Source organism: Endozoicomonas atrinae (assembly GCF_001647025.1).
GTDB classification, from domain to species: domain Bacteria; phylum Pseudomonadota; class Gammaproteobacteria; order Pseudomonadales; family Endozoicomonadaceae; genus Endozoicomonas; species Endozoicomonas atrinae.
In genome coordinates this window covers 1-1,244 of record NZ_LUKQ02000582.1, presented here as the reverse complement: position 1 = coordinate 1,244, position 1,244 = coordinate 1, and the positions used below count along the sequence as shown (strand labels likewise).

3 protein-coding genes are annotated in these 1,244 nt (G+C 51.2%); all 3 read right to left on the bottom strand.

Annotated features, from left to right (window positions below; genetic code table 11):
- Nucleotides 1–40 precede the first annotated feature (40 nt).
- Nucleotides 41–667, bottom strand: a complete 627-nt coding sequence (locus AK963_RS29245; RefSeq protein ID WP_066018758.1) for a ParB/Srx family N-terminal domain-containing protein — start codon at nucleotides 665–667, stop codon at nucleotides 41–43.
- A 3-nt stretch (nucleotides 668–670) separates the two neighbouring features.
- Complete coding sequence (locus tag AK963_RS29240) at nucleotides 671–1,039, bottom strand: 3TM-type holin (RefSeq protein WP_066018757.1); 369 nt, start codon at nucleotides 1,037–1,039, stop codon at nucleotides 671–673.
- The coding region (locus AK963_RS29235) for a peptidoglycan recognition protein family protein (RefSeq protein WP_175404730.1) at nucleotides 1,036–1,244 on the bottom strand (209 nt) is incomplete at its 5' end. The genes AK963_RS29235 and AK963_RS29240, both read right to left, overlap by 4 nt.

The following is a 1,244-nucleotide window of genomic DNA, read 5'->3' as shown; positions in this document are numbered from 1 at the left end:
ATCAGCATCTTTCTTGCTGATGAACTTGACCTGAATGTCCTTAGCCTTGCCCATTAAACACCTCAGCGACTCTGGCCAGACCGTTGCCATTGCCGTTCTCATTGCCGGTTTCACCAAACGGCCCTAACTCCTTGGCCTTGGCGATAGACGCCATAACGGTTTCGTATTGCTCATCAGTGAGGGTAAACGTGCACTGCCGCAGGGTGTCTTTTTCCCCGGAGGCCAGCTCGGGAGGAGGAACTTCATCAGCGTCAAAACTGATAACCAGGTTATTCATTTCTTCGTCTGAAAAACCGAGGATATTCAGGTCGAAGTCTTCAGCCTGAAGAGCTTCGACTTCCAGAGCCAGAGTTTCCATATTCCAGCTTGACGTAAGAGATAGCTGATTGTCAGTAATAACGTAGGCTTTTTTCTGCGCTTCGGATAACCCCGCCAGAATAATGCAGGGCACCTTATCCATGCCGAGCTTTTTAGCCGCCATTATCCGGCCATGGCCTGCTATCACGCCGTTTTCTTCATCAATGAGAACGGGATTGGTAAAACCGAACTCTTTGATCGATGAACAGATTTGCAGCACCTGGTCATCACTGTGAATACGAGAGTTGTTGATGTAGGGGATCAGGTCAGCGACTTTGCGATCCACCATCTTGTATTTTTTAGCTGCCATTCCTTAGCGCCTGATTTTATCTGCCACTTTCTCAATTCCACGGCTGGCAATGTAACCGCCGATACCCAGCTGGACGATGGAGAACAGTTTCAGCTCCACGGCCTCGGATAAGTCAGGAGCCGACCACCCGAGCCACCTTGCCACGATTAGCCCGGTAAAGATCAACATGACAATCGGCCGCCATGATCTCTGCAGCCAACTGTCGCCCTGAGCCTCTGCCTTGATGACCCCGGCACGCTCGGCCAGTTCATCCAACTCCCCTTTGACCGCCATGTTCACCAGAGACTTTTTTGCCTCTGCCGCCTTATCCGGGTCAGGGATAATTCTCTCGATGATCTTTCCGAGGACGGGGATTGCTGCTGCCCAACTCATCGGTTCGCCATCCAGTCTTCAACGATGAAATTAGGGCAGGTCTTGTATGGTGTGAAAAAGTAGTGACCGACCACCATTGCCTGTGGATAACGAAGCTCCAGGGTTTCTACCAGCATTTCCAGCATGAGCCATTGTGCCGAGGTGTAGTTGTCCTCAGGATTGCCATTCTCATCGATGCCACCGATCAGACAGATACCCACGGACT